The sequence below is a fragment of the Pseudomonas sp. F220 genome, assembly GCF_057813935.1.
Window position 1 is genome coordinate 1 of record NZ_JBVASJ010000200.1, and the last position, 255, is coordinate 255.

1 pseudogene is annotated in these 255 nt (G+C 58.8%); it reads left to right on the top strand.

Annotated features, from left to right (window positions below):
• Positions 1-47: 47 nt before the first annotated feature.
• A pseudogene (locus ACZYSM_RS29625) lies at positions 48-255 on the top strand (hypothetical protein); the annotation flags it as partial.

Below are 255 nucleotides of genomic sequence, written 5' to 3' on the forward strand. Positions count from 1 at the left end.
GGCTGCACCTTGATTTCCTCACTGACTCAAGTGAGCGCGAGCTAGCCATGCCGATTAGATTGGATCAAGTCCCTGCTTTGGCTCCACGGCCTGCGCGGCCTAAGGGCTGGCTTTGGCTCGGTGCATTGCCGTTGCTGCTTTTGCTGCTGGGTGTGGGTGGGACGTTTTTGTTCGGCACTCAAGCGTTGCACCAACACCCCGTGAGTTTTTGGGGGCTAGCCTTGGGTGTACCGCTCTTGGGTTGGGGGCTGCTGA